Origin of the sequence: Streptomyces sp. XM4193, from assembly GCF_023072595.1 — a bacterium.
Taxonomy (GTDB): Bacteria; Actinomycetota; Actinomycetes; order Streptomycetales; family Streptomycetaceae; genus Streptomyces.
In genome coordinates, this window is sequence record NZ_JALLGK010000013.1 from 45714 (window position 1) to 72619 (window position 26906).

Below are 26906 nucleotides of genomic sequence, written 5' to 3' on the forward strand. Positions count from 1 at the left end.
GGCGGCGGCACGGCCTGCTGGCAGACTCCTCCCATGGTCGAGACCTCCGCGCGCCTGCTGCGTCTGCTGGCTCTTCTCCAGACGCGACGGGAGTGGTCCGGCGGCGATCTCTCGGCCCGTCTGGGAGTGAGCCCCCGCACGGTGCGACGCGACGTCGAACGCCTGCGCGGGCTGGGCTACCCGGTGCACTCGGCCACGGGCACCGCCGGCGGCTACCGGCTGGGCGCGGGCGCCCAGTTGCCGCCGCTGCTGCTGGACGACGAGGAGGCGGTGGCGGTCGCGGTCGGGCTGCGTGCGGCGGTCAACAGCGGTGTGGCGGGCGTGGAGGAGTCCTCGGTGCGCGCTCTCGGCAAGCTGGAACAGGTCCTTCCGCACCGGCTGCGTCGCCGGGTCGGCGCGCTGAACTCCTTCACCGCGCCCATGCGGCACCGCGTCGAGGGACCTTCGATCGACGCGGCGACGCTGGTCGAGCTCGCCCACGCCTGCCGCGACCACAACCGGCTGCGGTTCCACTACGAATCCCACGACGGCAGCGCCACCGCGCGCGTCGTCGAGCCCTGCGGGCTGGTGAGCAGCTACCGGCGCTGGTACCTGGTCGGCTGGGACACCGACCGCGGGGACTGGCGCACCTTCCGGGTCGACCGACTGACGCTCGCGCCGCCGCACGGTCCGCGGTTCGAGCCCCGTACGCCCCCTGCCGACGACCTGGCCGCCTACGTCTCGGAGGGGGTCTCCACCCGCGCCCACGCGGTGCGCGCCACCGTCCTGCTGCGGATGCCCGTCGAGGAGGCGGCGGCGCTCGTGCGGCCGTCGACCGGCTCCCTGGAGGCCGTGGACGCGGACAGCTGCCTGCTGCGCACCGGGTCCTATTCGCTGGAGTCGGTGGTGATCCACCTGCTCTTCTACGGGGTGGACTTCACCGTGCTGGAGCCGGTCGAGATGCTTGATCAACTGGTCGCATTGCGGGACCGGTTGAGCCGTTCGCTGGACTCCTCGAAGAGCTGAGCGAACCCCCGTCCTTTCCCGCGGGCACAGCCGGGAGCAGGCGCACGGTTTATTCCGCGGGCCATTGCGGGGGAGGTGCGGAACCCGCTCGTGGAGGCCGTCGGAATAACGCTCGAATCCCGTGCCGGACGTCTACGGAAAATACTTCGGACCGCCGGGTGAATGGCGTCCCGACTGTGACACAAGCGTGACGGCTCGAAGATCCGTGCGGCACTTCCGTGTGGTGCGCCCGGCCCGTACGGTGGCGGACATGGATGACCGACCCGCAGAGCCGACCGAACGGACCGACGACCCGGAGGCCTACGTCGGGCTGCCCGGCGGAGAGGCCGAGGAGCAGGCGCGCAGCCGCGGCTGGGCCAACGTACGGAGTCTGCCGCCGGGCGCGATGATCACCATGGAGTACGTGGAGGGCCGGCTGAACTTCACCGTCGAGGACGAGAAGGTGGTCCGCTGCTGGCAGGGCTGACGCCTGTCGCCGCTTCGGCCGCAGACCCCGCCGCGACCGCCCGAGCAGGCGGCCCCGCCCCGTGTTCCGCGACGGAGCACGGGGCGGAGTGCGTCCCGCTGTGCGGACGCCCACCGGCTCCCGGGCGCCGGTCGTGCGGCGCCGGCGGGGGTCAGTTCCACGGCGCCGGCGAGAGCGCGCGGCCGGTGCGCCCGTCCTGCGGTCTGCGCCGCGTGCCGCGCAGCGCGGGGGCCCGTACCGCGTGGGTGCGGGTGCCGCCGTGCGGCGGCCCGCCCGTACCGCCACGGTGCCGGTCGGACGCGGCCGGGCTGCTGCTCGCCCGGTCGGCAGCCGGACGCACCGGCCAGGGCGTCCCGGTGCCGACCGGCGGCGGGGAGAGGAACGGCAGCCGCACAGCGCCGCGCATTCTGGCCCAGTAGACCTCGATGTGCTCCTGGATGCGGGCGATCACCGGTTCGCCCCAGGGCAGGGCCAGCAGGATCAGCAGCCCGGCGGCCCAGCCGAGGAGGACGTCGCTGACCCAGTGCGTACCGAGGTAGACCGTGGTCGTGCCCACCCCCAGGGCGAAGACCGCGGCGAGGATCGAGAGCCAGCGGCGGGCTCTGGGCGTACTGGCCAGATAGGCGAGCACGCCCCAGGTCACGACGGCGTTGGCCGTGTGACCCGAGGGAAATATGTCCCCGGTCAGGAACATCTCGTTGGAGCCCATGATGTTCGCGTAGTGCGGTCCTTCGCGGCCCATGCCCAGCTTGGCCGCTCCGACGGTCACGTTCAGCGCCAGCAGCGCCGAGGCCAGTACGAGCAGCGGCCGTATCGTCCGCTGCCGCCAGGAGCGCCAGCCGAGCCAGGCGGCGACCAGCACCGCGGTCGGCCCGCGCTGCCCCATCACGACGAAGTAGTCGAGGAACGCGTGCAGCTCCGGCCACTGCTTGTACGGGCGGAAGAGCATCACCTGCCAGTCCATCCGGACCAGGAGCGAGGTGTTCAGCACGGCCACGACGATCGCCACGTAGAACCCCAGCGTCGCCGCGAACAGCGACCGGCGCACGGCACTCATGCCGGGGGGCGGGATCGTTGGCCGCACTGGCTCCTGCTCCAGGCGGGCGAGGACACGGTCGGTACGCACGCAATAGAGATTACAGCGGGTGACGGCAGTCGCCGCTCTCGGGACGGCCTTCGTAATCTCGATGTGATGTGGAATGTGGTCTGCGCCGCACTTCCGGCCTGCGGTGTTACCGCCTTTATGGACTCCCGGTTTACCTATCCACGGATAATCCGGAGAGCGCGGTACTTGGATTCTCCTTTACTTACCGTGCAGTCCATCGAGGATTAACCGGAAAAGCACCGGCCACTTCCCGCTCCGCCGCTCACGGCGGACCGGATCCGTGCAGCCAGAACGCTCCGTACACCGCCGCCACCGCGCTCAGCAGACCCAGTGCGAGGACCGCGGTCCGGGTCCGCGACCGCGCCATCGCCACCGCGAGCGGCAACAACAGCGGAAAGGCCGGCAGCAGCAGCCGGGGCTTGGAGCCGAAGTACCCCTTGGCACACAGCGCGAGTGCCACCACCAGCGCGGTGTACGCCAGCAGCGCCGGCGGCTGGCCCCCGCGGAAGCAGAGCACCAGCGCCCACACCACCAGGCCCACCCCGGCGATCAGCGCCAGCCCGGCGAGCAGCTGGAGCGGGCCGCCGACCAGGAACCCGCCGACGAACCGGGCGAAGGCGAGCCCGCCGTCGAAACCGTTGCCCCATTCCCCCTGCACGTCCAGATAGCCGGTGACGCTCTCCCGGCGCACACCGACCCAGGTCGCGTAGCCGAGGAAGCCGACCGGTGCCACCAGCAGCCCGCACACCGCGCGCACCGGCAGACGTCGTTCGCGGTACAGCCGCAGCGCCGCGGTCACCCACAGCGCGGCGACCAGCGCCGCACCCACCGGCCGCGTCAGCCCGGCCAGCGCGGTCAACCCGCCGGCCCACACCCAGCGATCGGTGAGAACCGCGTACAGCGCCCACGCGGCAAGCGCGGTGAAGAGCGATTCGCTGTACGCCATCGACTGCACGATGCCGACCGGAACCGCGGCCCACAGCACGGCGAGCAGTGTGCCGGCCCGGCGCCCGTGCAGCAGATCGCCGATCGCGAAGAGCCCCCAGGCCGCGGCCAGGGAGGCGACCGCGGACACCAGCAGGCCCGCGTCGGCGACCGAGAGGGAGGTGACCTCGGCGATGCCGCGTTCCAGCCAGGGCAGCAGGGGGAAGAAGGCGAGATCGGGGTGGGTGGCGCCGTCGTCGAGCACGGCGGTGTAGCCGTAGCCGTTCTCGGCGATGCGGGAGTACCAGAGCGAGTCCCAGCGGGCGGAGAGCAGTTGCCGGCCGTCGCGGTCGCTCAGCCCGGCCCAGACCAGCAGCACCACGGCGACCAGCGTCCGTACGGCCGCGTAGGCCAGCAGGGCCGGCGCCGCGTGGCGCAGCGCGCGTACGGCGCGGTGCCCGGTCCCGCCCGGGGCCGGGCCGCCCGCGGACGGCGGCGCCGGGGAGCGACGCGGCCGGGGCACGGGGCGCGGGCCGGTGTCGCGGCCGGTCTCGGGGGTCCGGTACGGGCCCGGGATCCGGCTTCGGGGTATGTGGCCCGTCCCGGTCTTCGGGCGGCCGTCTGGATCGCTCACCCGCCCGATTATCGGCCACCGCCGGACGGGCTCCGAGAGCGGGCCGCGACGTCGCCGCGCACCGGTCGGGCTCTCACGGCCCGCCCGTTGTTGCCGACCTGCGCTCGGGGCGGCGACCGGGCCTCGCGTACGCTGTTGCGGCACCCGCCCCTCCGGCAGCCCTGACGCCCTATCAAGGGGCCCGGCGCCGACGCGGGTGGTGGAGCGGCTGTACGGACACCGGACGGTTGTGTGCGCCGGCGGCTCGCGACAGCCCCTAGAGAAGCGACGGGTCAACAAACAGGTATGGGTGCCAAGTCAAACCGCTGGACCGTGCTGGTCGTTCTGTGCGCGAGTCTGCTGCTGGTGACCGTCGACGCCACCGTGCTGCACGTGGCGATACCCGAGGTGTCGGCCGATCTGCGCCCGGGGCCGATGGAACTGCTGTGGATCGTCGACGCCTATCCGCTGGTGTGCGCCTCGCTGCTGATCCTCTTCGGCACGCTCGGCGACCGGATCGGACGACGCAGGGTGCTGCTGAGCGGCTACGTCGTATTCGGGCTCGCCTCCACCCTCGCGGTGGTGGCCGACAGCCCGGCGCTGCTGATCATCGCCCGGGCGCTGCTCGGCGCGGGCGGCGCGATGATCATGCCCGCCACGCTCTCGATCCTGCGGCAGGTCTTCCCCGACCGGCGCGAACGCGCCCTGGCCATCGGCATCTGGAGCGCGGTCGCGGCGATCGGCGCCGCGATCGGGCCGCTGGTGGGCGGGGCGCTGCTGGAGCACTTCTGGTGGGGCTCGGTCTTCCTGCTCAACATCCCGCTGATGATCCTGAGCGTCCCCGTCGGCCGGATGCTGCTCCCCGAGTCCACCGGCGACCGGGAGGGCCCCTGGGACGCGGCCGGCGCGCTGCTCGCCGCCGTCGGCCTGTTCGCGGTCATCTTCGCGATCAAGCGCGCCGGCGGCGGTGACCCGCTGGCGCCCGACACCGCGGCCGCCCTGGTGCTCGGCGCCGGCCTGCTCACCTTCTTCGTGGTGCGGCAGCGGAGGCTGGCCCACCCGCTGATCGACTTCACCGCGTTCGCCCGGCCCGCCTTCGGCACGGCGGTCGGCTGCATTGTGCTGACGGTGATGGCACTGGTCGGGCTGGCCCTGATCGCCGCCCAGTACCTCCAACTGGTCCTCGGCCTCTCGCCGTTGGAGACCGGTCTGCGGCTGCTGCCGCTCTCCGTCGCCGCCGTCACCGCGGGACTGCTCGGCCCCCGCGTACTGCCGCTGATCGGGCCCCGCCGGATGGTCGCGCTCGGCTTCCTGGCCACCGCCGTCGCCGTGCTCGCCCTCAGCTCGCTCGGTGCGGACGATAACCCGGCCGTGATGATCTCCGGTTTTGTCCTGCTCGGCTTCGGGCTGGAGACCACTCTCTTCGGCTGCTACGAGTCGATGCTCAGCGATGCGCCTCCGCGCGAGGCCGGTGGCGCCGCGGCGATCGGCGAGACGGCCTACCAACTCGGCGCCGGACTCGGCATCGCGGCACTGGGCAGCGTCATGCACGGTGCGTACGCCGCCGCGTTCCGCCGCGACGAGGAGATCGCCGAGAACAGCGGAGCCGCGGGCAACTCGCTGAGCGAGGCGTACGCCGTCGCGGACGATCTGGGCGACGCGGCCGGCGCCGCACTGCGCGACCACGCCCAACTCGCCTTCGTGCACGGGATGCGGGCGGCGCTGGTGGTCAGCGCCGTACTGCTGCTCGGCGGTGCGCTCGCCGCACTGCGACTGCCCCGGGCCCTCGCGCCGCGGCGCACCCCGGTGCCCGAGCAGAGCCGTGCCGAGCCCGATTCCGGCGGCAGCCCGCGCAGTGTGCCGAGCCAGGGGGCCGGTCGCCGCGACCCGGACCGCGGTGAGCGGCCAGGCCGCCGGGCAGAGCTCGCCCACCAGGACCGCGAGGACCCGGACGACGTCCTCCCGGGCCGCGACGAGCCGGGCGAGGACGGCACCGGTACGGCCCGGGGCGGCGACGGCGGGACCCGCTTGCCGAGCCGGATTACCCGGCCGTAACGTCGGTCGAACCCTCGTCCGATCCACGCCGCCGGAGGCCGCCGATGTCCCGTTCGACCCTGCCGCCGTTCGACCCCGCCGATCCGCTCGGCATCGACGACCTGCTGTCGCCCGAGGACCTGGCCGTCCGCGACACCGTACGGGCCTGGGCCACCGACCGGGTGCTGCCGCACGTCGCCGACTGGTACGAGCGCGGAGAGCTCCCCGTCATCCGCGAGCTCGCCCGGGAGCTCGGCGCGATCGGCGCCCTGGGCATGCCGTTGGAGGGTTACGGCTGCGCGGGCGCGTCCGCGGTCCAGTACGGACTGGCCTGTCTCGAGCTGGAGGCCGCCGACTCCGGCATCCGCTCGCTCGTCTCCGTCCAGGGCTCCCTGGCGATGTACGCGATCCACCGCTTCGGCTCGGAGGAGCACAAGCAGCGCTGGCTGCCGGGAATGGCCGCGGGCGAACTCATCGGCTGCTTCGGTCTGACCGAGCCCGACCACGGGTCGGACCCCGCGGGGATGCGCACCCGCGCGCGCCGCGACGGCGGCGACTGGGTCCTCGACGGCCGCAAGATGTGGATCACCAACGGTTCGGTTGCCGCGGTCGCGGTGGTCTGGGCGCAGACCGAGGACGGCATCAGGGGCTTCGTCGTGCCCACCGACACCCCCGGCTTCTCCGCGCCGGAGATCAAGCACAAGTGGTCGCTGCGGGCGTCGGTGACCAGCGAGCTGGTGCTGGAGGGCGTACGGCTGCCCGCCGACGCCGTACTGCCGGAGGCGGTCGGTCTGCGCGGCCCGCTCAGCTGCCTCAGCCACGCGCGGTACGGCATCGTCTGGGGTGCGATGGGGGCGGCCAGGGCGAGCTTCGACGCCGCTCTCGACTACGCCGGTGCCCGCGAGCAGTTCGGCCGGCCGATCTCCGGATTCCAGCTGACCCAGGCGAAGTTGGCGGACATGGCCGTCGAGCTCCACAAGGGAGTGCTGCTCGCCCACCACCTCGGGGTGCGGATGGACGCGGGCAGGCTCCGCCCGGAGCAGGTGAGCTTCGGAAAGCTGAACAACGTGCGGGAGGCGATCGAGATCTGCCGCACCTCGCGCACCATCATGGGTGCGAACGGGATCTCGCTGGAGTACCCGGTGATGCGGCACGCGACCAACCTGGAATCGGTTCTGACCTACGAAGGCACCGTGGAGATGCACCAGTTGGTGCTGGGGAAGGCGCTCACCGGCCAGGACGCGTTCCGCTAGGGAGCGCGGCCGCGGGCGTCGGCGCAGCCGGGCGGAGAGCGCGCGGGCGGGCGGCGGGAAGGCGCGCGTTCCGGGTGCTCGCCGGTCGATGAGGGCGCTTGCGTCCGGCCGTCGGCCGGCCTTCGCGCCGGTGCGCGCGTCCGCCGGAGATTCGCCGGACCGATTACCGCCAACGCAGGTGGTTGCGGTGGGCAGTTGGACGTATGCCGTCTACGCCGAACGCGGCAGACCGCGTCCAGCAGATCGTGACCGCACCCGCTGCCGCCCTCCTCGGCGGCAGCGGACGCGGGTCAGCTCTGGTTGAAGAATCCGCCTTCGGTCGTTCTGCGATCCTCGCCGGTGAGGATCTCGTAGTCGGGCGGGGTCAGCAGGAAGACCCGGGTCGCCACCCGCTCGATGGAGCCGCGCAGCCCGAAGGTCAGTCCGGCCGCGAAGTCCACCACTCGCTTGGCGTCGCCCGGCTCCATCGCGGTCAGGTTCACGATCACCGGAACGCCGTCCCGGAACAACTCGCCGATGCCCCGGGCGTCCCGGAAGCCGTCGGGAGTGACGGTCGCGATCCTGGTGCCCTGGTCCTGGGCCGTCTCCGCGGTCGCACGGATACGGGGGTCGGTCACCCACGTCTCGCGTGCGGCGTCCCCGGGCTCGGGCCCCTCGGCGTAGTCATCGTCGTAGTAGCGCATTTCGCTGTCGTCGACGAGCCCAAGCCATGCACTCGCCTTACGCACCGATCCCATGACGCCTCCTCTCGCGTGCGGTCTGTGCTGTCCGCACGCCTATCGTCCTGCATGAGGCGGATGATGCGCCAAGCGGATATGCGCCTCGGGCGGGTTTCGTGACAGTTCTGGTGCAGAACGGCAGCTCCCGGAGCTGCGGTGTTGCGGTATACGAGTGGTGGTGGAGGGAAAGATCACGTCTCTCCCGCCGCAAGGGTGAGTGACAGCCCAAAAGAGTGAGTCACACACCACCATGACGCGTTGCCAGTTCGACGGGGTGGGTTGAGTGTTCGGAATCATCAGACCGTGTTCACACCGGCTGAGTAAACGGTTGCGCACGGAATGGATGGCCCATCTGTGCGGCCTCTGCCTCGCGTTGCGCGCCGATCACGGCCAGTTCGCGCGCGTGGCCACCAACTACGACGGGCTCGTGCTCTCCGTTCTGACGGACGCTCAGCTTCCGCGGGAACTGGCGCCCGAGCGCCGTACGGCCGGACCGTGCCCGCTGCGGGGGATGCGCACCGCCTCGGTCGCCAAGGGGCAGGGAGCACATCTGGCGGCGACGGTCTCGCTGGTGCTGGCCTCCGCCAAGCTGCGCGACCACGTCCTGGACGGCGACGGCGCGATGAGGCGGCGGCCGGTCGCCGCCGCCGCGGAGCGCGTCGCGCGCAGCTGGGACCTCGGCGGCGAACGTGCGGGCGCCGGGCTGGGGTTCGACACCGCGGTCCTGCTCGACGCGGTCGGCCGCCAGCAGGAGCTGGAGTCGGCGGCGGGCCCCGGCACCTCCGTCCTGACGGTGACCGAGCCGACCGAGCTGGCGACCGCGGCGGCGTTCGCGCACACCGCGGTGCTCGCCGGCAGACCCGGCAACTCGGCGCCGCTGCACGAGGCGGGCCGGCTCTTCGGTCGGCTGGCCCATCTGCTGGACGCCGTGGAGGACCGTGCCGCCGACCAGCAGGCCGGCGCGTGGAACCCGCTCACCACCACCGGCACCGACGCTGCCGAGGCGCGTCGCCTGTGCGACGACGCGGTGCACGGTATTCGACTGGCGCTCGCGGAGGTGGAGTTCACGGACTCGGCGCTGGCGCACCGGCTGCTGGTGCACGAGCTGGAGCACGCGGTGCAGCGCACCTTCCAGCCCCACGCCCACACTCCGCATCCCGCCTCGCCGTGGGTGAACCAGCCGCCGGGCGGCTGGCCGCCGCCCCCCGAGCCGCCGCGCCGTCGAGGACTGCTGGCGGGCTGTCTGGTGTGGAGCGGCCTGTGCTGCACCTGCCAACTGTGCTGCCGCAGCGAGTACCAGGACCCCTGGACGGGAGAGCCGCGCGAGGGCTGGTGCGACAAGTGCGACTGCTGCTGCGAGGGCTGCGACTGCTGCAGCAGCTGCAGCGAGTGCTGCAACTGCTGCAACTGCTGCAACTGCTGCGACTGACGCGGGTGGAGACGACCCCGCGGTGACGGTCCCGCGGTGACGACCCCGTCCCGTGCCCTGGTTCTGCCCTCCCGCGCTGCTCCTCCCGCACCGCCTCTCCTGTCCGTCCCGGTTCCCGTCCGTCCTGTCCGTTCGGTGAGCCCTGTCCGTTCGGTGGTCCTCGCTTCCGCCGACCGAGCGGGTGTGCCGCACGGCGGGCCGGGGCCGGTCGCGCACCCGCACCGAGCCGCTGTGGCAACTTGACCGGCATGACTACTGAGGAAGAGGCGGTGCGGCGGGCCTGGCAGGAGTGGCACCAGCAGCGGTTGGACGTCGTACGCGCCCCCTACGGTCCGCTCTCGGTCACCGGGACCCACTGGCTCGCCGACGCGGACTCCGAGGGCCGGTTGGCCGACGTGCCCGGACACTGGGCCGCCTCGGGCGACGGGGTGCGTGTGCACGCGGACGTCCTCGAGGGCCTGTTCCACCGGGGCGAGCCGCTGGTGGGCGGCACACTGCTGGTGCCGGAGGCGAACGATCCCGCCGCCGCGCGGCTCGCCCACGGGGAGCGCCGCTTGGAGCTGCTGCGGCGCGAGGGGGAGTGGGCGGTGCGGGTGCACGATCCCGACGCGGCGGCCCGACGGACCTTCAGCGGTGTGCGCACCACGCCCTTCGACCCGCGGTGGGTGCTGCGGGGCACCTTCCGGTCGTACGGGGAGCGGCGAACGGTCCGGGTGGCGAACGCCGACGGTCGGGAGCGCGGTCTGGAGCTGGCGGGCACGGTGGAGTTCACGCTGCCCGACGGCGGCTCGGCCGGCCTGCGGGTGTCCTCGGTGGGCAGTGGTGCGCTCTGGGCGGTCTTCGCCGACGCCACGAGTGGCGGGACCAGTTGCCGCTTCCGTTTCCTGCGGACCGGGGTGCCGGCCGCGGACGGCACCGTCACGGTCGACTTCAATCGGTCGACGCTTCCGCCGTGCGCTTTCAGCGACCATTTCCTCTGCCCTTTCCCTCCGCCCGGCAACACCCTGGGAGTGCCGGTGCCGGCCGGGGAGCGCGACGTGGCGTAGAGCCGTGGTGCGCGCCGGAGTGCGGGCCGGTGCAGCCCGACCGTCCGAGCCGGTGCGTGCGCGGGCGCCCCCGGCTTCCGTTGCAGGGCGAAGCCTCGGCGAGTGAGCGCTCAAGGCCCTGCGACTCCCGGGCTGGTGACGGAGCGTGATGGTGGGCCGGAGTCGGACGAGGTCCGGTTCGGGGGTCCGCCCGCGCCGTCGCGGGGCTCTTTCGGCGGTTGGCCCGGGGCGGCGGGGGAGCGGGCGACGGGCGTGAGGGGTGTGGTTTCGGCCGCGGGTTGAGTGCGCCGGAGAAACGAACTGCGGTCGGACGCGGGTGGGTGTCGGGGTGCTGGCGGGTGACAAGTGCGGGTCGGGCCGTCCGCTTTGCCCCTGAGCGCCTCCACTGAACAGTGGAAATCAGTCAAAAGCAGGAAACAATGCCGATGGTGGATACGCCGCCCGGACTCGCTGCGGAGGCCCGGGAGATGGGCCGACGAGCAGCGCCGAGAACAGCGATTTCAAGACAGGTGTAGACCTCACCCCCGGGTGATCTTCGATCGCGGCGGGTATGCGAGACCTCAAGCGCGGCAGACTGACGTGCACAACTGTCGGATCCTCAGAAGCGGAATTCTGCCCATCACTTCATCGCTCAGTGACGTGAACTCGACCTTGTGTGTGCCGAGTCACCCTGTCCATACTCCAACCCACTGCTTGGCATGGACGCGATCGTGTCCCGGCCGGGCAGTTGTCCGGAACAACCTCCGGAAGCGCTCCGCCCGGAGCGATTCCCTCCCCCCACAGGAGGCATGAGTTGAGAACACGACGGATCAACAAGCGGCGCATGACGATCGCCGGTGCAGGTGTGGCAGCACTGGTGGCCGGCTCGTTCACCGTGGCCAACGCCAATGCCGCTGAGCCCGTCTTCACGGCGGACACCCTGACCTCCTCCGCCGCTGGTGAGCTGGCGACGACGCTCGAGGGCAAGCTGGGAGCGGACACCGCCGCCGGCACGTACTACGACGCCGAGAGCAAGAAGCTCGTCGTCAACGTGACCTCCGAGTCCGCGGTCAAGACCGTGCAGAACGCCGGCGCCGAGGCGAAGGTCGTCGAGCACAGCATGGCGGAGCTCAAGACCGCCAAGTCCGCGATCGACAAGGCCGACATCGTCGGTACCGCTCGCTCCGTCGACCCGAAGACCAACAAGGTCGTCGTGACGGCGGACAAGACGGTCAGCAAGGCGAAGTTCGCCGAGCTGGAGAAGCTGGTCACCGCCCAGAACGGCAAGGCCGAACTCAAGCGCAGCGCGGGTGAGTTCAGCCTCCGCATCCAGGGTGGCGACGCCATCTACAGCAGCGGCGCCCGCTGCTCGCTCGGCTTCAACGTCACCAAGGGCGGCGAGTCCTACTTCGTGACCGCGGGCCACTGCGGCAGCGTCGGCAGCTCGTGGTCGGACTCCTCGGGCGGATCTGCGATCGGCACCATGGAGGAGAGCACCTTCCCCGGTAGCGACCAGGCGCTCGTGAAGTACGAGGGCGGCGTGGACGCACCGAGCTCGGTGAACCTCTACGACGGCGGCTCGCAGGACATCACCGGCGCCCGTGAGGCGACCGTCGGTGAAGAGGTCCAGCGCAGTGGCAGCACCACCCAGGTGCACGGCGGATCCGTCGAGGCCGTGGACGCGTCCGTCAGCTACCCGGAGGGCACGGTCAACGGTCTGATCCAGACCGACGTCTGCGCCGAGCCGGGTGACAGTGGCGGCTCGCTCTTCGCGGGCAGCGACGCGCTGGGCATGACCTCGGGCGGCAGCGGCAACTGCTCCTCCGGCGGCCAGACCTTCTACGGTCCGGTTGCCAAGGCGCTTGCCGACTACGGCGCCGAGATCGGCTGACGTCTGGAGAGTCTGCGTCTGTACGTGGCTCATGGGGTTGCATGAAGGCAAGGGCCCCGGAACCTTCCAAGGTTCCGGGGCCCTTGCCCTGTGTGTGCCCGGTGGGCTCGACCGACCCGTACGCGCTCCACGGGCGCGGACGGAGGGGGAGCGGTCAGCGTGCGGCGCGCAGCTCGTCCGCGACGAGCTCGGCGATCTGCACCGCGTTGAGGGCGGCGCCCTTGCGCAGATTGTCGTTGGACAGGAACAGCGCCAGGCCGTTCTCCGCGGTCTCGTCGCGGCGGACGCGGCCCACGTAGCTGGCGTCCCGGCCGGCCGCCTGCAGCGGGGTGGGGATGTCCGACAGCTCCACGCCCGGTGCGTCGGCGAGCAGTTCGCGGGCGCGTTCGGGGCTGAGCTCGCGGTCGAAGCGCGCGTTCACCTGCAGGCTGTGGCCGCTGAAGACGGGGACGCGCACACAGGTGCCGGAGACCTTGAGTCCGGGAATGTCCAGGATCTTGCGGCTCTCGTGGCGGAGCTTCTGCTCCTCGTCGGTCTCCTCGAGGCCGTCGTCCACGATCGAGCCGGCGAGCGGCAGGACGTTGAAGGCGATCGGGCGCTTGAACTTGTCCGGAGCCGGGAAGTCGACGGCGTCACCGTCGAAGGTGAGCCTGGTGGCGTCCGACTCGACGGCCTTGCGCGCCTGCCCGTCCAGCTCGGCCACGCCCGCCAGGCCGCTGCCGGAGACCGCCTGGTAGGTGGCGACGATCAGTGCCCGCAGCCCCGCCTCCTCGTGCAGCGGACGCAGCACCGGCATCGCGGCCATGGTGGTGCAGTTCGGGTTGGCGATGATGCCCTTGGGCCGCTGGGCGGCCGCGGCCGGGTTCACCTCGGAGACGACGAGCGGCACCTCCGGGTCCAGGCGCCAGGCGGAGGAGTTGTCGATGACGACCGCTCCTGCCGCCGCGACCTTCGGTGCCAGCTCCCGGGAGGTGGCACCGCCCGCCGAGAACAGCACGATGTCCAGGCCCGAGTAGTCGGCGGTGGTGGCGTCCTCGACCGTGATCTCGCCGTCCTTCCAGGGCAGCGTGCGCCCCGCGGAGCGGGCGGAGGCGAACAGTCGCAGCTCCTCCAGCGCGAAGTCCCGCTCGGCCAGGATGTCTCGCATTACGGTTCCGACCTGGCCGGTGGCTCCGACGATGCCGATCCTCATGGGGCTCCTTCAGTCTGTGCTTGTGTCCCGTTGTTCCCGTTGTCCGGCCCCTACCCTGCACCGAGCTGCTCAGCAGGGGCCAATCCTTTGAGATCGGTCACATCCGGGCACTCCCCTCCGCCCCCGTGCGCGCCGGAGCGTGAGGGGCGTGCGCACGGAGCGCGGAGGCAGGAACCGCGGGGCCGGTGTGCGGGCGGTGTGCGGCGGGGGTGCGGGGCGGTGTACGGCGCTCAGACCTCGTCGACGGGCGTGCCGATGCGCAGCCGGTTTCCGTCGGGGTCGCGCACCTCGAACTCCAGCGTGCCCCATTCGGTCAGCTCGGAGGCGGTGTCCAACTCAGCGGCCAGCGCCTCCACTTCACGCAGCTGGAGATAGACCAGGGTGTCGGGCCGGGCGTCCTCCTCGTGCTCGGAGAGGAACAGCCGCACCCCGGACCGGTCGATCTCGGTGAAGGCGGGCAGCTCGGGGGAGAAGCGGTGCTGCCAGGTGGCCCGAAAGCCGAGCCGCTCGTACCAGGCGAGTGCGCGAGCGCTGTCGGTGACGCGGAGGATCGGCACCGCCGCCTCGATCGGTTCAGTCATGCCGCGGAGTGTAGACCGGGTTTCGAACCGGTCCCGAGGTGGTCCGCTCAGTGAAATGACAAGAGGTGTGCGCAGGGAAATGAGCCTGCGTGTGCTGCCTTTGGTTCGCTTTCGGCGAGTGAAGATCGTGTGGCGCTATCTTCACGGTTGCGGCCCTTTCCCTCGTAGGTTACTCGCCCGTTAATGGAGAACGTCCCGGCGCGCGTCGTCCATCCCGGCGCCTGGGTTCGCAGTCGATCTTTCGGAATCCTTCATCCCTCACGGAGGAGTGCGCATGAAGTTGTCCCGCACGCGTACCCGTCAGCTGGTCGCCGCCACCGCGCTCGCGGTCGCGGTCGCACTCGTGCCCGCGGCCGGGAACGCGGTCTCCGAGTCCGGTGCTCCGCAGGAACGGGTCGGCGCCACCGTCGAATCGGACGCCGTACAGAAGTCCGCGTCCTGCACACCGACGAAGGAGCACCCGCGTCCCGTGGTGCTCGTGCACGGCACCTTCGGAAACTCGAAGACCAACTGGACCGGCCTCTCGGCCTATCTGAAGAATCGTGGCTACTGCGTCCACGCGATGGATTACGGGCAGCTGCCCGGCGTCCCGATCTTCCACGGACTCGACCGCATCGAGAAGTCCGCCGCACAGCTCGACGATTTCGTGGACCAGGTGCTCGCGGATTCCGGCGCGACGGAGGTCGACATCGTCGGCCATTCGCAGGGCGGAATGATGCCGCGCCATTATCTGAAGTTCCTCGGCGGCGCGCAGAAGGTGAACGCGCTCGTCGGGATCGCGCCCAGCAGCCACGGAACGACGCTGAGCGGGCTCACCCGGCTGCTCGACCTGTGGCCGGGAGCCAAGGAGGCCATCGGCGACCACACTCCCGCGCTCGACCAGCAGGTCGTCGGCTCCGACTTCCTGACCGAGCTCAACCGTGGCGGCGACACGGTCCCCGGCGTCGACTACACGGTGATCTCCTCGCGGTACGACCTGGTCGTGACCCCCTACGAGACCCAGTACCTGGAAGGCGAGCGGGTCAGGAACGTACTGCTGCAGGACCTGTGTCCCAGCAGCCTCTCGGGCCACGTCGCGATCGCGCTGACCGACCGCACCGCCTGGCACGAGACGGCGAACGCGCTCGACCCGGCCAACGCCACTCCGGCGAGCTGCAGTTCGTAGCGCGCCACCCGGAGAGCGGCCCGAGGCCGGGCGGCCGGGCGGGCGTCGAGGCGGCGGCGGTGGGTGCGGTGGCGCTGGCATGATCGGTGCCATGGACGACCACACCACCGCGCCCGCGCCCGTCCGGCGGCACACCGAGGTGGTGGACGTCCACCTCCTGCTGCGCCGGGGCGGACGGGTCCTGCTCACCCGGCGGGCGAACACCGGATACGCGGACGGGCTGCTGCACGCCCCCTCCGGCCATGTCGAGGCCGGGGAGGACGTGCGGGAGGCCGTGATCCGGGAGGCCGCCGAGGAGATCGGGCTGTCGCTGGCGCCGGACCGGTTGCGGGTGGCGCTGGTGATGCAGCACCGCGGTCCCGGCGCCGAGCCGCGCATCGGCTGGTTCTTCGAGGCGTGGCTCGGCGACGACGAGCACCCGGTCAACGCCGAGCCGGACAAGTGCGCGGGCATCGGCTGGTACGCCCTGGAGGACCTGCCGCCGGAGATGGTCGCGTACTGCCGGGCGGGGCTGGACGCCTATCGGGCCGGCGAGCGGTTCGTCCTCCACTGGCACCAGCCGCAGGACGCGGTGGAGCACTCACCGCACGGGCCGCATCGGATGGTCGTACTGCCGGCGTCGTGAGCGCGGACGGCGCTGCGGGGCGTGGTCCCGGCAGTCGCCGCGCGCCGCGGTGCAGCGGGCGCGAGCCGGTGTACGGCGTCCGGCTGTCGCCCGGCCGGTCGGTCGGCGGCGTCCCGTCGGGCCGTGCCGCGGCCGGTCGGGACGTGTGTGCCGGCCGGCCGCGTCGGGCGAGTCGTCTCAGTTGCGGATGAGCAGTACCAGGCCGGCGACGACAGCGCCGAGTGCCACCGCGGCGGCGCCGTGGCTCAGTCGGTGGTCGCGCAGTACGGGCAGGCCGCGGTCGATCGCGAGCCGGCCGGGCCCGGTGAGGGCGATACCGGCGGCGAGGGCGGCGAGGGTGATCTCGTACTCCAGGCCCTCGGGGAGGAAGAAGCCGCCGCCCCACTTGACCGAGATGGCGTTGAGCATGGTGCCGAAGGCGGCGGCAGCGGCGAGCGGGGTCAGCAGCCCGACGATCAGCGCCAGCCCGCCGAAGGTCTCGATGACCGCGGTGAGCAGTGCCATCGCGCCCGCCATCGGGTAGCCGACGGACTCGAAGAACATCTCGGTGCCTTCGAGGCCGCCGCCGCCGAACCAGCCGAAGAGCTTCTGCGCTCCGTGTGCGGCCATGACGACGCCCAGGCAGACGCGCAGGACGAGCAGCCCGACGTCGTGCGCGTCGGGGGCGGAGGGGGTGGGGTCCTGCTGCGGGGAGAGCCGGGTGGTGCCGAACGCGGATGCCACGGCATGCCTCCAGGGCGGTGAGAGGGCAAGTGGTTCGAATTCGAACCTGGTCGCCGATCACCGTACCGGTTCGTTCGAATTTGAACAACGCGCTAGGCTGGAGGCATGACCGGGACACGTTGGCTGGATGAACGCGAAAGGGCTGCCTGGCGCGGCTTCCTGGAGGCGAGCCATCGGGTCGAGCGCGCGCTGGAGCAGCAGCTCAAGGAGGACGCCGGGCTCTCGCACCCGCAGTACGAGGTGCTGGTGCGCCTCGCGGACGCCCCCGGGGGCGAGCTGCGGATGAGCGAGCTGGCGCGTCTGCTGATCACGTCGAAGAGCGGACTGACCTACCAGGTCGGCCAGTTGGAGAAGCGCGGCCATGTGCGCCGCCGCTCCTGTCCGACGGATGTGCGCGGGGTCTTCGCGCAGCTGACCGACCAGGGGTACGAGGCGCTGCGCCAGGCGGCGCCCGGGCATGTCGACGCGGTGCGCGCGGCGCTGATCGACGTACTGGAGCCGGACGAACTCGACGTCGTGGCCCGGGCGTTGGGCCGGGTCGGGCACCGCCTGCGCTGACCCGTGGGCCCGCGCAGGCGGACGGGTCAGCCGACCAGCTTCTCCACGGCCGTCCGCAGTGTGGTGCGGTACGCCTCCACCGGTGCGTCGGCGAGCGTGCCCATCCGGCCCCAGGCCACCACCGTGACGGTGCTCCCGTCCCGGCCGACGCCGAAGAGGTGGACGTCCTGCGAGCCGTGCGCGGACTCGATGTGGACGCCGTAGGTGTGGGCGCCGTCGCCGACGTCCTGGTTGCCCAGATCGCGCCAGGACGCGGTGCCGCCGGGGTTGTCGCGCAGCCAGTCGGCGGCGCAGTCGGCGGAGGAGTCCCGAAGCTGCGCGGCCAGCGCCTGTGCGCTCTGCTCGCTGCCGGTGGTGAAGCTGACCTGGCTCGCGCCGGTGTCCAGATCGGTGTGGAAGAGGCGGTGCGAGGCGCCCTCGGTGGGCAGTTCGGGCCCGTCCACGCAGAACGGCACGATCTCCGGGAGCCCGTCGGTGACCTCGCCCGCGTACCACTGCGAGCCCGAGTGGGCGGGAAGCTCGTCGGCGTCCAGGAAGCCGGGTGCGGTGCTGCTCTTCGGCGCGGCTCCGGCGCCGCTCGTGGCGGTGAGCGCGAGCGCGCAGGCGGCGACCGCGACCGCCGCTGTGCGCAGCGCCCGGGACCCGTGGCGACGTCCGTCCGTGCCCGGTCGCAGAGGTGAACTGGTGCGCATGGATGTGCCTTCCCCGAGGTGGTGACGCCCGGGTGGTGCCCGGACGCGAAGCTGTCTGTCCAGACAGTGCATACGGTGCAAAGGTTGTACTCCGCCCGGGCCGGGACGCGTCGGTCGCGGTTCGGTCGCGGTCCTTCGTGCGGTCGGCGCCCCGTGCTGCGCTCGGATCTCGCCGGAGCGGGGGCGGCGAGCGGTGCGTGCAGCCGAACGGCGCAGCGGCGAGCCGCGCCGGAGCTACGGCGGTCGCGGGCAACGCGGCGGATGTGCGCGCCGGGTGTCGCGAGCCCGGCGAAGATCCGAACGACAGGCTCTATGGTCGGTACCGGCCGCAACCGCGGCGCCCCCTCCTGCCAACACCGGTCTGTGGAGAGCCTCTTGAGCCTGCGAATCGCCATCGACAGCACCTCGGCCACCGCGCCGTACGAGCAACTGCGTGCGCACATCGCCGAGCAGGCGAGCGCCGGCACGCTGCCCGCCGGCTACCGGTTGCCGACCGTGCGCGGTCTGGCCGGCGAACTCGGCCTCGCGGCCAACACCGTTGCCAAGGCCTACCGGGTCCTGGAGACGGACGGTGTGATCGAGACCAGGGGCAGGGGCGGTACGTTCATCGCCGCCGAGGGCGGTCGCGTCGAGCGGGAGGCGGCGACCGCGGCCCAGGAGTACGCGGCCCGCGCACACCGGCTGGGACTGGACCGGGTCGACGCACTGGCCGCGGTGCGCGAGGCGCTGCGGGCCGTCTACGGAGAGGAGCCGGTGCGATGAGCGCGGGCGGCGCCACGGCAGGCGCGGGGCCGGTCGCTCTCGTCCGACGGCCCTCGCCCGCCCTCGCGGACGGACTCGTCACCCATATCGAGCGCACCCCCGTCGACCCGGAGCTCGCGCTGCACCAGTGGCACCGCTACACCGCACTGCTGCGCGAGCACGGATGGCGGACGCTGGAGGTCGAGCCGGCCGACGGCTGCCCGGACGGCGTCTTCGTCGAGGACACCGTCGTGGTGTACCGCAACGTCGCGCTCATCGCGCGTCCGGGCGCGCCCTCGCGGCTGCCCGAGACGGCCGGCACCGAGCGCCTGCTGCGGGAGGCGGGCCTGTTCGTCGCACGGGTGCGAGCGCCCGGAACGCTCGAGGGCGGCGATGTGCTGAAGGTCGGCGACACGGTGTACGTCGGCTGCGGCGGCCGTACCAACGCCGAGGGCGTGCGCCAACTGCGCGCTGCCTTCACGCCGTTGGGCGCGACCGTGGTGCCGGTACCGGTCCGCAGCGTGCTCCATCTGAAGTCCGCGGTGACCGCGCTGCCGGACGGCACCGTCATCGGCCACGCCCCGTTCGTCGACGAGCCGGGGCTCTTCCCGCGGATGCTGTCGGTGCCGGAGGAGGCCGGCGCCCATGTGGTGCTGCTGGGCGGAAACCGGCTGCTGCTGTCGGCCTCTGCCCCGCGCACGGCCGAGCTGCTCGCCTCGCTCGGCTACGAACCGGTGCCGGTGGAACTGAGCGAGTACGAGCGGCTGGAGGGCTGCGTCACCTGCCTGTCCGTACGGCTGCGCGACCTGTACGAGCTGCGGGAACCGGAGCCCGTGGCGCAGCGCCGGTCCGCCGCGCGTCCCGACGCCGACGGCAGCGGCCGGACGGGAGCCGACCGAGCCGTTTGAGGCGGACGGGGCGGACCGGGCGGACGGGACTGCGGTGCCGGCCGCGGTGCGGGTGGTGCCGCAGAGGAACGGTGCAGGTGGTGCCACGGAGGAAGCGGAGTTCGGTGTGCGGTCCGGTCCGCGCTCCGGTCATCCGCGCTCCGGTCAGAGGTACATGCCCTGCTTCTGGTCCTCCCGGGCGGGCAACTCCACGGCGGGGAGCCCGCGTTTGAGCGCGTACAGCTCCGCCAGTGTCGCTCCGCGCGGACCGATGCCCTCCTCGCGGCCGAGCCAGCGGACGGCCTCGGGACGGGTGAGGGCGCCGACCTCCAGGCGCGCCAGGCAGCGGCCGGGGCGCACGACTGCCGGGTGCAGCCGCTCCAGATCCTCGTTGGTGGTGACCCCGACCAGCACGTTGCGGCCCTGGCCCAGGAGCCCGTCGGTGAGGTTCAGCAGCCGCGAGAGCGCCTGCCCGGCCGCGTACTTCGCCTCGCCCCTGATCAGCTCGTCGCAGTCCTCCAGCAGCAGGAGTCTCCACCGGTCGGAGTCGTCGTCCTCGCCCATGGAGAGCGACATCAGATAGCCGATGTCGTTGAAGAGCTGGTCGGGGTCGAGCACGCAGTCCACCTGGCACCAGTCGCGCCAGGAGCGGGCCAGGGTGCGCAGTGCGGAGGTCTTGCCGGTGCCGGGCGGCCCGTGCAGCAGGAGCAGGCGTCCGTTGATGTCGTCCGGGCGCAGCTTCATCAGCCGGGCGAGGTCGTCGGCGACCGGTGCGGTGTAGTTGTCCCGGACGTCCTCCCACGCGGGGGCGGCGATGGTGCGGGCGGCCCGGTAGGGGCCGCGTGCGGGGGAGAGGTGCCAGAAGCCCAGCGACACCTCGTCCGGCACCGGCTCCTCCTCGTGCTCGGCGTCGGCGACGGCCGACTCCAGCAGGGAGGAGGCGAGTTCGTCGGTGACCGCGCAGATGTGGACATCCGTGCTCTGACCCCACTTGGTGACCAGGGCGGTCCACCCCTCGCCCTCGGCGAGCGTGGAGTGCTGCTTCTCCGCGTGCGCGCTGCGCAGCACCGTGGCCCCGGGCGGAAGCAGGCTGTGGCCCGGCTTCGGGTTGCGCAGCGTCCGGGAGCGCGCGAAGGGCTGGGAGCCTGCGGCGAAGCGGGTGTTGAAGATGCCGTCGATCACTTCCGAGGGGCTGTCGCCGTCACTGATGCTGAGCCGTACCGGCACCGCGGGCTCCGTCGCGGAGGGGGAGTCGTCCGTAGCCATGGTGAACATCGTCAACGAAAGATCACCGTGTACGCACCCCGTTTTCGGACTCCGATCGGCTTGTTCCCGCGCCGGTCGCGGTGCGTGCCGGACAGGTGCGGACGTTCCGGGCCGAATGCCGGCCTGCGACTCCCGGCCGTCGGGGCGCCTCGGAGCCGTCGGGTGACTGCGGGAGGGCGGCGAAGCGTCGTCACATCCGTCACGCATCATCCGTCACGGTGAAATCACGCCGTGTGGTGAGCGGTCAACTCTCCCCGGGCGTCGACCATTTGCCTGGCGTGAAACGTTCGGCCAACCCCGCTGGTCGTGGTAGCCCTCGACGGTGGAAGCAGTCCTCGCGGAAGGTGCCGCCCGGTCGGATTGCCGGCGCCTTTCAGGAGTGACGAACGCCCTTGCTGGGCATGCGAATCGGTAGACCGGGATACCTGCATGCCACGTCTGGGCGATAGGGTTAACCTGCCCAGGCAGGGCGCCGTCGTACGGGTGGGGAGTCAGATGGAGCAGATAACAGTGCGTAACAGGCCGCGTGTGCCTGCGATCAACTGCGGTGGCTCCGCGGTGAGTTCGCGCCTGGACCGCCATCTCAGCGTGATGGGCGGCCCTGCGCTGCCACCCGGGAAGGGCGACGAGGCGACCGTGCTGATGCGCGAGCTGACCTCCCGCGACCGGCAGCGCTCCCGGGCCAGCCGCAGCGCCAAGGTGTCGCTGTTCGCGCCGCTCCGGCGGCTTCGGCGCTCGCTCTTCGGCGGCCACGGCTGACGCCTGCCCGCCCGTCCGTTCGGGCCGCCGCGGCGGCCCGGTCGGCTCCGGCAGTACGTCGTGCCACCACCGCAAGCCCGCCCTGCCCTGCGCGTCACCGCTCCTGAACCGTACGACCGTACGCCCGCACCCACCCGCGGGCGTACGGTCGTTTCGGCGTCCTGGCGCAGTGTGCGGGCGCCCGTCGGCGAGGGGCGGGCGCGGGCCCGGGCCGACCGTCGGCGCGGCCCGGGTCCTGCCGGAGGGCTCAGTCCTCCTCGGCCGCGGGGCGGCGTTGCGTCTGGCGGCTCTGGCCGCCGCCGGCGGTCTCGGCGATGTTCTCCACCGTCATCGAGAAGGAGAAGCGGTCCCCCCGGTAGTGGATACGGGCCACGTCCACCACGGAGCCGGTCTCGTCGTAGGTGACCCCGGTGTAGTGCAGGATCGGGCTGAGCAGCGGGACTTCCAGCAGTTCGGCGGTTCTCGGGTCGGCCAGGCGGGCTTCCACGGTGTCGGTGATCCGGCTGATCCGGATTCCCACCTCGTCGCGCAGCAGCTTGGTCATCGGCATTCTGGCGAGCGCCGCGGGGTCGACGGCGGCGGCGACGGCGGGGGGTATGAGGTTCTCCGCCCAGTTGGTCGGCTCGCCCCCGATCCGGTCGCGCCGCAGCCGCCGGTAGACCGTCACCTCCGTCAACCCGGGGAAGTGAGCGGTCAGTTCGGGCGGTACGGGGGCGCTGCGGTGGTCGAGCAGGGTGGTGTCCTCGCCGGACTGCTGGGCCACGATGGTGTCGACCGAGCCGAGCAGCCGCACCGTGCGCTCACGACGGGCGTCGGGCTCGATGAAGGTGCCGCGCCGGCGGTGGCGACTGATCAGCCCCTCGGTCTCCAACTCCTTCAGCGCCTGGCGCATCGTCAGCACACTGACCCCGTAGTGCTCCGCGAGCGACTCCTCGGTGGGCAGCCGCAGCGGCGCCGCGGGCGGCCTGCCCAGAATCGAGGCGCGCAACGACTGGGACACCTGGTACCACAGGGGCAGCTTGCGATTGAGTGCCAGCGAGTCCGGCGCGAAGACGGTCAAGGTTCCTCCCGGACCCATCCTAGGAGCGGAAGTGCCGCTGGAGCCCCTGCCATACGTCGTCGTAGGACTGCTGGCGGTGGTCCGCGGACATCGCCTGCTCGGTGGCGATCACCGGCCAGCGGGTCTCGAACATGAACGCAAGCCCGTCGTCGATCTTGGCGGGAGCCAGCTCGGCCGCGCTCGCCCGGTCGAAGGTCTCGCGGTCCGGTCCGTGCGCGGACATCATGTTGTGCAGCGAGCCGCCGCCGGGGACGAAACCCTCGGCCTTGGCGTCGTAGGCGCCCTCGACGAGGCCCATGTACTCGCTCATGACGTTGCGGTGGAAGTAGGGCGGGCGGAAGGTGTCCTCGCCGACCAGCCAGCGCGGGGCGAACACCACGAAGTCGACGTTGGCCAGGCCCGGGGTGTCGGAGGGCGAGGTCAGCACGGTGAAGATCGACGGGTCCGGGTGGTCGTAGCTGATGCTGCCGAGGACGTTGAAGCGCCGCAGATCGTAGACGTAGGGCACCAGGTTTCCGTGCCAGGCGACGACGTCCAGCGGGGAGTGCGGGCAGCGGGCCGACCAGAGGTTGCCGCAGAACTTGTTGACGACCTCGGTCTCCCGGTCCTCCTCCTCGTACGCCGCGCTCGGGGCGAGGAAGTCGCGGGGCGCGGCGAGTCCGTTGGCGCCGATCGGCCCGAGGTCGGGCAGGACGAAGGGCCTGCCGTAGTTCTCCAGCACGTAGCCGCGGGCGGTGCCCTCGGGCAGCTCCACGCGGAAGCGGACACCGCGCGGGATCAGCGCGATGTGCCCCGGCGGTGCGTGCAGGCGCCCGAACTCCGTGTGCAGCAGCAGGCTGCCGCGTTCGGGGACGATCAGCAGCTCGCCGTCGGAGTCGCTGAAGACGCGGTCGGTCATCGGGGCGTCGGCCGCGTACAGATGGATGGCGCTTCCGGTGCGCCGGCTCGCGTCGCCGTTTCCGCCGAGCGTCCACAGGCCGTCCAGGAAGTCGGTGCCCGGGGCCGGTTCGGGCAGCGGGTTCCAGCGCAGCCGGTTGGGGTCGGCGACCTCGTGGAACGGGGCGGAGCGCAGTCGCCCGGCGGGGACGCGGGTGAAGGCGGGGTGAGCCGCGGACGGGTGGATCCGGTAGAGCCACGAGCGGCGGTTGTGGGCGCGGGGCTCGGTGAACGCAGTGCCGCTGAGCTGCTCCGCGTAGAGGCCGAGGGGTGCGCGTTGGGGCGAGTTCCGGCCAATGGGCAGCGCACCGGCGACGGCCTCGCTGCTGTGCTCGTTCCCGAAGCCCGGGCTGTGGGTCAGCTCCGGCACGGTCCTGCGTACCTGCTCGCCGTTCATTTCGCGCTCCCGACCGAGTCCGATCCATCATTCCTGTGCTCGACCATAGGAATTATGGTCCCTCCGGGCAAGACCCCGAACACGGGGCGTGTCGAAGGGGGTTCGCGCGTCCGCGGCGAGGGGGCGGTGCGCCCGGGTGCCGTGCGGCGGGACGCGGGACGGGGGCTGACAGCGCAAACTAGCGCCGCTAGTTTGTGGGCATGCAGGGATACGACGCGATGTACATCGACGGCGCCTGGCGCCCCGCAGCGGCCACCTCCTCCATCGAGGTCCACAACCCGGCCGACGAGCAGCTGATCGGCAGCGTGCCGGCCGGCGGCGCCAAGGACGTCGACGCCGCGGTGGCCGCCGCTCGCGCGGCCCTGCCGGGGTGGGCGGCCACCCCGCCGGCCGAGCGGGCCGCCGCGCTCGACGCACTGCGGGCCGTGCTCGACGCGCGCAGGGACGCCGTCGCGGCCACCGTCACCGCCGAACTCGGCGCCCCCATCGGCTTCTCGGTGCCGGTGCACGCCGGGATGCCGGTCCTGGTCGCCGGCTCCTACGCGCGGTTGGCCGCCTCCCACGACTTCCTGGAGGAGGTCGGCAACTCGCGCATTCACCACGTGCCGATCGGTGTCGTCGGCGCCATCACCCCCTGGAACTACCCGCTGCACCAGATCGTCGCGAAGGTCGCGCCCGCGCTGGCGGCCGGCTGCACGATCGTGGTCAAGCCCGCGGAGAACACCCCGCTGGTCGCCCAGCTCTTCGCCGACGCCGTGCACGAAGCGGGCCTGCCCGCCGGGGTGTTCAACCTCGTGACGGGGTGGGGGCCGGAGGCGGGAGAGGCGCTGGCGACACACGAAGGAGTGGACCTGGTCTCCTTCACCGGGTCCAGCGCGGTCGGCAGCCGGATCGGCGCCGCCGCGGGCCGTGCGATCAAACCGGTCGCGCTGGAGCTCGGCGGCAAGTCGGCCAACGTCGTGCTGCCGAGCGCCGACCTCACCCGCGCGGTGAAGGTCGGGGTCGCCAATGTGATGGCCAACTCCGGCCAGACCTGCAGCGCCTGGACCCGGCTGCTGGTGGACGCCGCCCGCTACGACGAGGCGGTGGAGATCGCCGCCCGGGCGGTGGCCAAGTACGTACCGGGCGACCCGCGCGAGGAGACGACCCGCATCGGGCCGGTGGTCAGCGCGGCCCAGCGCGCACGGGTGGACGACTACCTGGTCGGAGCGCTGGAGGAGGGCGCGCAGGCGGTCGCCGGCGGGCCGGGCGAGCCGGACGGGACGGAACGCGGCCACTGGGTGCGCCCCACCGTCCTGGCCGAGGTGACCGAGTCGATGACCGTGGCGCAGGAGGAGATTTTCGGCCCCGTGCTGACCGTGCTGCGCTACGAGGACACCGACGACGCCGTACGGATCGCCAACGGCACGGTCTACGGACTCGCCGGGGCCGTGTGGGCCGCCGAGGAGGACGAGGCGGTGGCGTTCGCACGCCGACTGCAGACCGGGCAGGTGGACATCAACGGCGGACGCTTCAACCCCCTTGCTCCCTTCGGCGGTTACAAGCGCTCCGGAATCGGCCGCGAGCTCGGCCGCCACGGGCTCGCCGAGTACCTCCAGACCCAGTCCCTGCAGTTCTGACGCCCGTCCCGCAGCCGGCAGTCCGCGCACTCCCGGCCCGTCGGCCCCGGGCAGTCCGCAGCCCGCAGTTCCCGCAACGGCACTCGCCCCCGGCGCCCGACCGCCGGCAGACCCAGGAGCCGCCCGTATGACCCGTGCCGCCGTACTCGACGCCGTGAACGCGCCGCTGACCCTGACCGAGATCGAACTGCCCGAGCCCGGGCCGGGGCAGGTGCGGATCAGGCTGGCCGCCGCCGGCGTCTGCCACTCCGACCTCTCGCTCACCAACGGCACCCTGCGCCAGCCGGTGCCGGCCGTGCTCGGCCACGAGGGCGCGGGTGTGGTGGTGAGCGTCGGCGAGGGGGTCACCAGCGTGGCGCCGGGCGCCGAGGTGATCCTGAACTGGGCGCCGGCCTGCGGCGGTTGCCACTTCTGCACACGTCTGAACGAGCCCTGGCTCTGTCCGCACGCCAACGACGCGACCACCGTTGCCTACGCCCGGGACGCCACCGGCCGGGCGCTCTACCCGGGGTTGAGCGTCGCCGCGTTCGCCGAGGAGACGGTGGTGCCGGAACGGGCCGTGCTGCCGCTGCCTGCCGGTGTGCCGCTGCTGGACGCCGCGCTGCTCGGCTGCGCCGTGCTGACCGGGTACGGCGCGGTCCACCACAGCGCGCGGGTGCGCGAGGGCGAGTCCGTGGTCGTCGTCGGCCTCGGCGGCGTCGGTCTCGCGGTCCTCCAGTCCGCGCGGATCGCGGGCGCCGAGCGGGTGATCGCGGTCGATGTGTCGCCGGGCAAGGAGGAGTTGGCACGCACCTGCGGGGCGACGGACTTCCTGGTCGCCTCCGACTCGACCGCCAGGGACGTGCGCGCACTCACCGCGGGACTGGGCGCGGACGTGGCGGTGGAGTGCGTCGGTCTGGCCGAGACGATCCGCACCGCCTGGGGCGCCACCCGTCGCGGCGGCCGTACGACGGTGGTCGGCATCGGCGGGCGGGAGGAGAAGGTGTCCTTCTCCGCGCTGGAGCTGTTCCACTTCGCCAGAACGCTCTCCGGCTGCGTCTACGGCAACTGTGATCCGGCCCGCGAACTGCCGGTGCTGGCCGAACACGTGCGCACCGGCGCGCTCGACCTCGGCGCGCTGGTGACCGGACGCATCGGGCTCGCGGACATCCCGGACGCCTTCCGGGCGATGGCCGACGGACGCGGCGGTCGTGCCCTGGTGGTGTTCTGAGCGTCGCGCTCGTCGACGGACCGGCGGTGCG

Annotated in this window: 23 protein-coding genes and 2 pseudogenes; 15 read left to right on the forward strand and 10 right to left on the reverse strand. The window is 72.2% G+C overall.

What is annotated here, in order from left to right; genetic code table 11:
* Positions 1-33: 33 nt before the first annotated feature.
* A complete protein-coding gene (locus tag MTQ01_RS24160) occupies positions 34-1005 on the forward strand; it encodes a YafY family protein (RefSeq protein WP_247492994.1) in 972 nt (323 codons plus the stop codon).
* A gap of 250 nt (positions 1006-1255) precedes the next feature.
* The gene (locus tag MTQ01_RS24165) at positions 1256-1471 is read left to right on the forward strand and encodes an I78 family peptidase inhibitor (RefSeq protein WP_247492995.1); all 216 of its coding nucleotides are present in this window, start codon (positions 1256-1258) and stop codon (positions 1469-1471) included.
* A gap of 151 nt (positions 1472-1622) precedes the next feature.
* On the opposite strand, the gene MTQ01_RS24170 is transcribed toward MTQ01_RS24165, so the two are convergent.
* Together MTQ01_RS24170 and MTQ01_RS24175 are read right to left on the reverse strand one after the other, a co-directional pair.
* Positions 1623-2597 carry a phosphatase PAP2 family protein gene (locus MTQ01_RS24170; RefSeq protein WP_247492996.1) on the reverse strand — a complete coding sequence of 325 codons (975 nt, stop codon included), beginning with the start codon at positions 2595-2597 and terminating at the stop codon, positions 1623-1625.
* 241 nt (positions 2598-2838) lie between these two features.
* Positions 2839-4023, reverse strand: a complete 1185-nt coding sequence (locus MTQ01_RS24175; protein WP_374207854.1) for a mannosyltransferase family protein — start codon at positions 4021-4023, stop codon at positions 2839-2841.
* Positions 4024-4419: 396 nt separating this feature from the next.
* Here MTQ01_RS24175 and MTQ01_RS24180 point away from each other — a divergent pair, with 396 nt between their 5' ends.
* Together MTQ01_RS24180 and MTQ01_RS24185 are read left to right on the forward strand one after the other, a co-directional pair.
* Complete coding sequence (locus MTQ01_RS24180) at positions 4420-6168, forward strand: MFS transporter (RefSeq protein ID WP_247492997.1); 1749 nt, start codon at positions 4420-4422, stop codon at positions 6166-6168.
* Between the two features lie 44 nt (positions 6169-6212).
* Positions 6213-7400 (forward strand): acyl-CoA dehydrogenase family protein, encoded by a 1188-nt coding sequence (locus MTQ01_RS24185; RefSeq protein ID WP_247492998.1) that lies wholly within the window; start codon positions 6213-6215, stop codon positions 7398-7400.
* A gap of 290 nt (positions 7401-7690) precedes the next feature.
* Here MTQ01_RS24185 and MTQ01_RS24190 read toward each other — a convergent pair whose 3' ends face one another.
* A complete protein-coding gene (locus MTQ01_RS24190; RefSeq protein ID WP_247492999.1) occupies positions 7691-8137 on the reverse strand; it encodes a cell division protein SepF in 447 nt (148 codons plus the stop codon).
* A 265-nt stretch (positions 8138-8402) separates the two neighbouring features.
* Here MTQ01_RS24190 and MTQ01_RS24195 point away from each other — a divergent pair, with 265 nt between their 5' ends.
* The 3 genes from MTQ01_RS24195 (at position 8403) to MTQ01_RS24205 (ending at position 12464) form a co-directional block, all read left to right on the forward strand.
* Positions 8403-9548, forward strand: coding sequence for a DUF5685 family protein (locus MTQ01_RS24195; protein ID WP_247493000.1), 1146 nt, complete (start codon positions 8403-8405; stop codon positions 9546-9548).
* Positions 9549-9796: 248 nt separating this feature from the next.
* Positions 9797-10594 carry a DUF1684 domain-containing protein gene (locus MTQ01_RS24200; RefSeq protein ID WP_247493001.1) on the forward strand — a complete coding sequence of 266 codons (798 nt, stop codon included), beginning with the start codon at positions 9797-9799 and terminating at the stop codon, positions 10592-10594.
* Between the two features lie 793 nt (positions 10595-11387).
* Positions 11388-12464 carry a S1 family peptidase gene (locus tag MTQ01_RS24205; protein ID WP_247493002.1) on the forward strand — a complete coding sequence of 359 codons (1077 nt, stop codon included), beginning with the start codon at positions 11388-11390 and terminating at the stop codon, positions 12462-12464.
* 154 nt (positions 12465-12618) lie between these two features.
* Here the strand turns inward: MTQ01_RS24205 and MTQ01_RS24210 are convergent, their stop codons facing one another.
* Together MTQ01_RS24210 and MTQ01_RS24215 are read right to left on the reverse strand one after the other, a co-directional pair.
* Positions 12619-13656, reverse strand: a complete 1038-nt coding sequence (locus tag MTQ01_RS24210) for an aspartate-semialdehyde dehydrogenase (RefSeq protein ID WP_247493003.1) — start codon at positions 13654-13656, stop codon at positions 12619-12621.
* Positions 13657-13886: 230 nt separating this feature from the next.
* Complete coding sequence (locus MTQ01_RS24215; RefSeq protein WP_247493004.1) at positions 13887-14237, reverse strand: glyoxalase superfamily protein; 351 nt, start codon at positions 14235-14237, stop codon at positions 13887-13889.
* A 274-nt stretch (positions 14238-14511) separates the two neighbouring features.
* Between MTQ01_RS24215 and MTQ01_RS24220 the strand changes: the two genes are divergently transcribed.
* Complete coding sequence (locus tag MTQ01_RS24220; protein WP_247493005.1) at positions 14512-15402, forward strand: triacylglycerol lipase; 891 nt, start codon at positions 14512-14514, stop codon at positions 15400-15402.
* 118 nt (positions 15403-15520) lie between these two features.
* Positions 15521-16027: pseudogene (locus MTQ01_RS24225) on the forward strand (NUDIX domain-containing protein); the annotation flags it as partial.
* A gap of 177 nt (positions 16028-16204) precedes the next feature.
* Here MTQ01_RS24225 and MTQ01_RS24230 read toward each other — a convergent pair.
* Positions 16205-16750, reverse strand: a complete 546-nt coding sequence (locus MTQ01_RS24230) for a DoxX family protein (RefSeq protein WP_247493006.1) — start codon at positions 16748-16750, stop codon at positions 16205-16207.
* A 105-nt stretch (positions 16751-16855) separates the two neighbouring features.
* Between MTQ01_RS24230 and MTQ01_RS24235 the strand changes: the two genes are divergently transcribed.
* Positions 16856-17308, forward strand: coding sequence for a MarR family winged helix-turn-helix transcriptional regulator (locus MTQ01_RS24235; RefSeq protein WP_247493007.1), 453 nt, complete (start codon positions 16856-16858; stop codon positions 17306-17308).
* Between the two features lie 26 nt (positions 17309-17334).
* On the opposite strand, the gene MTQ01_RS24240 is transcribed toward MTQ01_RS24235, so the two are convergent.
* Positions 17335-18000 (reverse strand): hypothetical protein, encoded by a 666-nt coding sequence (locus MTQ01_RS24240; protein WP_247493008.1) that lies wholly within the window; start codon positions 17998-18000, stop codon positions 17335-17337.
* A gap of 375 nt (positions 18001-18375) precedes the next feature.
* On the opposite strand from MTQ01_RS24240, the gene MTQ01_RS24245 reads away from it, so the two are divergent.
* Entirely contained in the window at positions 18376-18762 is a 387-nt protein-coding gene (locus MTQ01_RS24245) for a GntR family transcriptional regulator (RefSeq protein ID WP_247493009.1), read from the forward strand.
* Positions 18759-19556: pseudogene (gene ddaH, locus MTQ01_RS24250) on the forward strand (dimethylargininase); the annotation flags it as partial. The gene MTQ01_RS24245 and the pseudogene ddaH, both read left to right, overlap by 4 nt.
* A gap of 237 nt (positions 19557-19793) precedes the next feature.
* Here the strand turns inward: ddaH and MTQ01_RS24255 are convergent.
* The gene (locus MTQ01_RS24255) at positions 19794-20894 is read right to left on the reverse strand and encodes a DUF5925 domain-containing protein (protein WP_247493010.1); all 1101 of its coding nucleotides are present in this window, start codon (positions 20892-20894) and stop codon (positions 19794-19796) included.
* 495 nt (positions 20895-21389) lie between these two features.
* Between MTQ01_RS24255 and MTQ01_RS24260 the strand changes: the two genes are divergently transcribed.
* Positions 21390-21653, forward strand: coding sequence for a hypothetical protein (locus tag MTQ01_RS24260; RefSeq protein WP_247493011.1), 264 nt, complete (start codon positions 21390-21392; stop codon positions 21651-21653).
* A gap of 247 nt (positions 21654-21900) precedes the next feature.
* On the opposite strand, the gene MTQ01_RS24265 is transcribed toward MTQ01_RS24260, so the two are convergent.
* Both MTQ01_RS24265 and hmgA read right to left on the reverse strand, forming a co-directional pair.
* Positions 21901-22713 carry a GntR family transcriptional regulator gene (locus MTQ01_RS24265; protein WP_247493012.1) on the reverse strand — a complete coding sequence of 271 codons (813 nt, stop codon included), beginning with the start codon at positions 22711-22713 and terminating at the stop codon, positions 21901-21903.
* A gap of 19 nt (positions 22714-22732) precedes the next feature.
* Complete coding sequence (gene hmgA / locus MTQ01_RS24270; protein WP_247493013.1) at positions 22733-24046, reverse strand: homogentisate 1,2-dioxygenase; 1314 nt, start codon at positions 24044-24046, stop codon at positions 22733-22735.
* 200 nt (positions 24047-24246) lie between these two features.
* On the opposite strand from hmgA, the gene MTQ01_RS24275 reads away from it, so the two are divergent.
* Both MTQ01_RS24275 and MTQ01_RS24280 read left to right on the forward strand, forming a co-directional pair.
* Complete coding sequence (locus MTQ01_RS24275) at positions 24247-25665, forward strand: aldehyde dehydrogenase family protein (protein ID WP_247493014.1); 1419 nt, start codon at positions 24247-24249, stop codon at positions 25663-25665.
* Between the two features lie 127 nt (positions 25666-25792).
* Positions 25793-26875: a zinc-binding dehydrogenase gene (locus MTQ01_RS24280; RefSeq protein ID WP_247493015.1), complete on the forward strand. Its 1083-nt coding sequence runs from the start codon at positions 25793-25795 to the stop codon at positions 26873-26875.
* Positions 26876-26906: the final 31 nt, after the last annotated feature.

Bases quoted from the DNA above. Each gene is read 5' to 3' on its own strand.
- MTQ01_RS24160 (WP_247492994.1), top strand. From the start codon at position 34: ATGGTCGAGACCTCCGCGCGCCTGCTGCGTCTGCTGGCTCTTCTCCAG.
- MTQ01_RS24165 (WP_247492995.1), top strand. From the start codon at position 1,256: ATGGATGACCGACCCGCAGAGCCGACCGAACGGACCGACGACCCGGAG.
- MTQ01_RS24180 (WP_247492997.1), top strand. From the start codon at position 4,420: ATGGGTGCCAAGTCAAACCGCTGGACCGTGCTGGTCGTTCTGTGCGCG.
- MTQ01_RS24185 (WP_247492998.1), top strand. From the start codon at position 6,213: ATGTCCCGTTCGACCCTGCCGCCGTTCGACCCCGCCGATCCGCTCGGC.
- MTQ01_RS24190 (WP_247492999.1), bottom strand. From the start codon at position 8,137: ATGGGATCGGTGCGTAAGGCGAGTGCATGGCTTGGGCTCGTCGACGAC.
- MTQ01_RS24200 (WP_247493001.1), top strand. From the start codon at position 9,797: ATGACTACTGAGGAAGAGGCGGTGCGGCGGGCCTGGCAGGAGTGGCAC.
- MTQ01_RS24210 (WP_247493003.1), bottom strand. From the start codon at position 13,656: ATGAGGATCGGCATCGTCGGAGCCACCGGCCAGGTCGGAACCGTAATG.
- MTQ01_RS24215 (WP_247493004.1), bottom strand. From the start codon at position 14,237: ATGACTGAACCGATCGAGGCGGCGGTGCCGATCCTCCGCGTCACCGAC.
- MTQ01_RS24220 (WP_247493005.1), top strand. From the start codon at position 14,512: ATGAAGTTGTCCCGCACGCGTACCCGTCAGCTGGTCGCCGCCACCGCG.
- MTQ01_RS24235 (WP_247493007.1), top strand. From the start codon at position 16,856: ATGACCGGGACACGTTGGCTGGATGAACGCGAAAGGGCTGCCTGGCGC.
- MTQ01_RS24240 (WP_247493008.1), bottom strand. From the start codon at position 18,000: ATGCGCACCAGTTCACCTCTGCGACCGGGCACGGACGGACGTCGCCAC.
- MTQ01_RS24255 (WP_247493010.1), bottom strand. From the start codon at position 20,894: ATGGCTACGGACGACTCCCCCTCCGCGACGGAGCCCGCGGTGCCGGTA.
- MTQ01_RS24260 (WP_247493011.1), top strand. From the start codon at position 21,390: ATGGAGCAGATAACAGTGCGTAACAGGCCGCGTGTGCCTGCGATCAAC.
- hmgA (WP_247493013.1), bottom strand. From the start codon at position 24,046: ATGAACGGCGAGCAGGTACGCAGGACCGTGCCGGAGCTGACCCACAGC.
- MTQ01_RS24275 (WP_247493014.1), top strand. From the start codon at position 24,247: ATGCAGGGATACGACGCGATGTACATCGACGGCGCCTGGCGCCCCGCA.
- MTQ01_RS24280 (WP_247493015.1), top strand. From the start codon at position 25,793: ATGACCCGTGCCGCCGTACTCGACGCCGTGAACGCGCCGCTGACCCTG.